Annotated in this window: 4 protein-coding genes; 2 read left to right on the top strand and 2 right to left on the bottom strand. The window is 46.8% G+C overall.

The annotated features are described in order from the left end of the window. Both ligA and B7X71_RS11505 read left to right on the top strand, forming a co-directional pair. On the top strand, positions 1 to 1,677 hold a 1,677-nt coding region (gene ligA, locus B7X71_RS11510; protein ID WP_293600792.1), incomplete at its 5' end, for an NAD-dependent DNA ligase LigA. 73 nt (positions 1,678 to 1,750) lie between these two features. Next, positions 1,751 to 2,239, top strand: a complete 489-nt coding sequence (locus tag B7X71_RS11505) for an NUDIX domain-containing protein (protein WP_293599198.1) — start codon at positions 1,751 to 1,753, stop codon at positions 2,237 to 2,239. Positions 2,240 to 2,241: 2 nt separating this feature from the next. Here the strand turns inward: B7X71_RS11505 and B7X71_RS11500 are convergent, their stop codons facing one another. Together B7X71_RS11500 and B7X71_RS11495 are read right to left on the bottom strand one after the other, a co-directional pair. Next, positions 2,242 to 4,839: a [protein-PII] uridylyltransferase gene (locus B7X71_RS11500; RefSeq protein WP_293600791.1), complete on the bottom strand. Its 2,598-nt coding sequence runs from the start codon at positions 4,837 to 4,839 to the stop codon at positions 2,242 to 2,244. 4 nt (positions 4,840 to 4,843) lie between these two features. Beyond that, positions 4,844 to 5,141: M24 family metallopeptidase (locus B7X71_RS11495; protein WP_293600790.1), on the bottom strand; the 298-nt coding region annotated here is incomplete at its 5' end.

Genomic DNA, 5,141 nt, shown 5'->3' with positions numbered 1-5,141 from the left:
TATGCGGGCGAACTCAAATTTGATGGCTTAGCAATCTCACTTCGTTACGAGTATGGCTCACTAGTTAGGGCTGCTACGCGTGGTGATGGTGCTAGCGGTGAGGATGTCACAGCGAACATCAAAACTATTCGTGCAATTCCATTAAAACTATCTGGTAACAATATTCCTGCTGTATTAGAGGTACGCGGTGAAGTCTTTATGTACCTCAAAGACTTCCAGAAAATGAATGCGCAAGCAGCATCTCAAGGTGAAAAAGAGTTTGCCAATCCCCGCAATGCTGCAGCAGGCAGTCTGCGCCAACTCGATTCCAAGATCACCGCCAAAAGACCGCTCTCATTCTTTGCTTATGGATTTGGAGCGCTAGAACCACAATCTTGGCTCCCCAAAACGCATGAAGAATTACTCAATGCTTACGTCAAACTGGGATTACCAGTTTGTTCGGAGCGCCGAGTACTCAAATCTGTAGATGAGATATTGGCTTTCTATGAGGTAGTTGGTGCCAAGCGCGATTCTTTGCCTTACGATATTGATGGTGTGGTCTATAAGGTCAACTCGTTTGCAGAACAGTCCAAGTTGGGCTTTGTTTCTAGAGCCCCACGCTTTGCATTGGCTCATAAGTTTCCAGCGCAAGAGGCCTTAACAACCGTGCTTGGCATTGATGTGCAAGTAGGACGTACAGGCGCCATCACACCAGTCGCAAGGCTTGCTCCCGTGGAGGTCGGTGGAGTCACCGTGACGAACGCTACTCTCCATAATGAAGATGAAGTCAAACGTAAAGATGTGCGTATTGGCGATACCGTTTCCGTTAGAAGGGCGGGAGATGTGATTCCTGAAGTAGTTTCAGTGGTTAAAGAGCGTAGACCTGCCAATGCAACAGAATTTGTAATGCCAACAAACTGCCCCGTATGTGACTCACATATAGAGCGTTTGGCAGACGAAGCAGTCGCACGTTGCAGTGGCGGGCTATTCTGCGGCGCGCAGCGTAAGCAGGCATTAATCCATTTTGCACATAGACGTGCATTAGATATTGAAGGTCTAGGAGAGAAGATTGTTGACCAGTTAGTTGATCACAATCTTGTGAGAACGCCAGCTGATCTCTATCGCCTTGGTTTTACTGCAATCGCCAACTTGGAGCGTATGGGTGAAAAGTCTGCCGATAATCTTATTGCAGCAATCAATCAATCTAGAAGCACGACGCTAGCTAGATTTATATTTGCCTTGGGCATTCGCCACGTCGGTGAAACCACCGCTAAAGATCTGGCTAATCACTATCAGTCCATGCATGCCCTTATGGATGCTACGCTCGAAGACTTGCTAACAGTAAAAGATGTTGGCCCTGTAGTGGCCGACTCCATCACCAGCTTTATGGAAGAGGCTCATAACCGCGAAGTCATTGAGCAACTCTTGGCTTCAGGTATGCAACTCTCCGTCGAAGAAAAAGTCATCAGCGCCGCCGTTGCAGGTAAAACCTTTGTACTCACAGGTACATTCCCAACTATGACAAGGGATGAAGCCAAAGATCTTCTTGAAAAAGCAGGCGCAAAAGTTGCGGGTTCAGTCTCCAAGAAAACAGACTATGTAGTAGCGGGTACAGACGCGGGAAGCAAACTCACTAAAGCAGAAGAGCTTGGCATTCCCGTTATTGATGAGGCAGCTATGGTGGATCTTCTTAAGTAGGGGGATTCCTACTGAATAATCGGCTTTGCGCTGGTAGATTCTTTTAATAAGATTTCATTCTTTGCCCGCCAACATGCTTGATCTCATATCTTCTGCAGCTACCCACTCGCCACTTAAGGCTGTCTGCGATCTGGTTCTCTCTTCAAGTGACCCTTATTCACGATCCATCAAGCAGGGTCACATCACAGCAAGTGGTTTGGTTATCAAGGATGATAGCGTTCTCCTTATTTTCCATCCGTACATCAGGCAATGGTTACAGCCTGGTGGCCATATTGATCATGGAGAGGAGCCTATTCAGGCAGCAATTCGTGAGGTCTTTGAAGAGACTGGCGTAGTTTGTCAATCTTTCAGTGGATTCTTAGATCCTGTAGATATTGATCTGCATGAGATACCCGAGAATCCAAAAAAAGGAGAGGGCGAGCATTTGCACATTGATCTTTTATTTGTATTGCAGATGATTGAAGAGCGAGAATCTCCCGAGGGGATTGAAAAGGCTTGGGTATCTTTTGATCAAATTACTAGCCCGCGTATTAAACGGGCATTACAAAAGCTACAAGATTAAGCTTAGACCCCTAATGCCTCTAGCAAATCCGTTTCCAATAAGATCTGCAGTTTAGGGTTCTTGCTCAAGTTAGCCGCATCCAATAGGAAAACGTCTTCTACGCGCTCGCCCAAGGTATTGATGCGCGCAGTGTGTAATGAGACTTGGTGCTTAGCCAAGACTCTAGAGATTGCATAGAGTAAGCCGGTGCGATCACTTGCGGAAAGGGAGAGTGCATAGTACTGACCGCGTTCATCCGGGATCATGTGCACACGTGGTTGGATTGGGAAGGTGCGAGACTGTCTTGAGAGCCTTCCCATGCTGGGAGATGGCAAAGGATCGCTGTTTTGCAATGCAGCTGTTAGCTCATATTCAACCAGCTGAATGAGGTCGCGGTAACTGCCGCCTTCATCAACTAAGTTACTGCCAGAGATCTGGAAAGTATCCAGTGCATACCCATGCTTCGTCGTATGAATGCGGGCATCCCAAATCGAGAAACCGTGGCGCTCAAAGTAGGCGCAAATTCTGGCGAAGAGATCTTCCTGGTCTTTTACATAGACAGCAATTTGCAAGCCTTCGCCAACCGGAGAGAGGCGAGCCCGTACTACAGGAATTTCACTATCGACCTTGTTGTAGAGATGGCGTGTAAGCCAAGCAATATCTGCCGCATCTTGACGCAAGAAGAAGGCAACATCTAACTGCTTCCATAAATTCTCATAAGCAGAATCTTCAATTGCATAGAGACGTAGCTTGGCGCGAGATCCCTCTTGATGCTGTGCAAGCTCGGAAGAAGCATCTGGTTTTGCGCCACCCAATACACGTAAGGTGACGCGATAGAGATCCTCTAATAGTTTGCCCTTCCAGGCATTCCAGACTTTAGGGCTAGTGCCGCGGACATCAGCAACAGTTAATAGATATAGTGCGGTGAGATGGCGCTCATCACCTACCTTTTTAGCAAACGCCTGCACTACTTCTGGATCTGTAATGTCTTGCTTCTGAGCTACTTGACTCATATTCAAGTGTTCTGCAACCAGCCATACCAATAACTCGGTATCCGCTTTATCCAAACCATGATCTTTTGCGAACTTACGCATATCTGCTTTGCCAAGTTCCGAGTGATCACCACCACGTCCTTTGGCGATGTCATGAAATAGGGCGGCAATCACCAATAGCCAAGGTTTTTCAAAGTGGGCAATCAGGCTACTACAGAAGGGAAATTCATGCGTATGCTCGACCACCATAAAGCGACGCACATTACGTAGAACCATCAAGATGTGTTGGTCAACCGTATAGACATGAAATAAGTCATGCTGCATTTGACCAACAATTTTTCTAAAGGCGGGTAGATAGCGACCAAGTACGCTGGTGCGGTTCATGAGCTGGAAGGCCCGACTCACTCCTTCTGGCTCTTTCAGGATCTCAATAAAGAGTGCACGATTGACTGGATCTTTGCGCCATTTGCTATCCATCTTCTGACGCGTGTTGTATAGCGCTCTAAAGATAGTTGCAGATAAGCTCTTGACGTTGGCTGTTTGTGCAAAGACCAAGAAGGTACGCAGAATTTGTTCTGGGTGCTTCTGAAACAACTGGGGGTCGGTGATATCTAAGACACCTTGACGCTCAATAAAGCACTCATTGCCTTCACCGCCAATCGCATGGGTTGTTTTAGACTCTTGGGGAAAGAGTAGTGCTTCAATGTTCTGCAGCAGCACATCATTTAATTGGTTAACTGCTTTAGCTGCCCAATAGTAGCGACGCATGATGGCTTCACTGGCTAGTCTGGAAGACTCTTCTTTAATCCCCATCGCTGCGGCAAGGGGGGCTTGTAAGTCGAAAGCCAACACATCTTGCCTACGCTTTGCAAGCAGGTGCAAGTTAGCACGCAAGGTTTCTAAAAAACGCTGGTTGCGATTGAGTTCAGTTAACTCACGTTGAGTTACCAGGCCAGCAAGACTGAGATCTTTGAATGTATTACCTAAGTGCGCTGCTTTACTGACCCAAGAGATGACCTGTAAGTCACGTAAGCCACCAGGACTCTCTTTGCAATTGGGCTCTAAAGAGTAGGGCGTATCTTGGTATTTGTAGTGACGCTGAATTTGCTCTGCTAGCTTAGCCTGAAAGAATGACTTTGGATCCATGGCTGCTTCAAAGGCTTTTACAAAATCTTTAAATAGCTGTCTATTGCCACACAGAAATCGTGCTTCTAAGAGTGATGTGCGTACAGTGACATCTTGCTCGGATTCAGACATGCATTCTGCGGTATTCCGCACTGAAGAGCCTATCTCTAATCCCATATCCCAGCAGCTGGCTATAAACTGTTCAACCTGTTTTGATAAAGCGAGTGCATTTTTTTCTTCGGCTGGGAGCAGAATGAGAATATCAATATCAGAATGGGGGAATAAAGCATTTCTTCCATAACCGCCAACGGCAATTAAGCTGGCTTCATTGTTTAAGCCGCAGCTACTCCAGAGATGGGCGAGTACTTGATCGCTCATCTTGGTAAGTTGTTTGGTTAACCTACCTACTACCTGTGTTTTCCTGAAGTCGTCGTAAGCAACTTCGCGAGCTGCACGCAGGCTAGCTGCATCGGTAATATTGCTGGCTGCCCTGGGCTTGTTCATGAATTTATGCGCTTGCTAGACTTGGCCTAAAGGATAGTCCTTTAACGCAATCAGGAGCTGGATTGCTACCCTCTGACCAAGTAAGCACTTCAACACCAGTAGCTGTTACTAAAAGCGTGTGTTCCCATTGTGCAGACAGGCTGCGATCTTTAGTCTTCACCGTCCATTGATCTGGCATGGTGCGAATATCACGTTTGCCAGCATTGATCATGGGTTCAATAGTGAAGGTCATTCCTTCTTTTAACTTTTCACCAGTGCCAGGGCGGCCATAGTGAAGAATCTGTGGATCTTGATGAAACACT

Source organism: Polynucleobacter sp. 39-46-10 (assembly GCF_002282275.1).
This window is presented reverse-complemented; position numbering and strand designations above follow the sequence as displayed.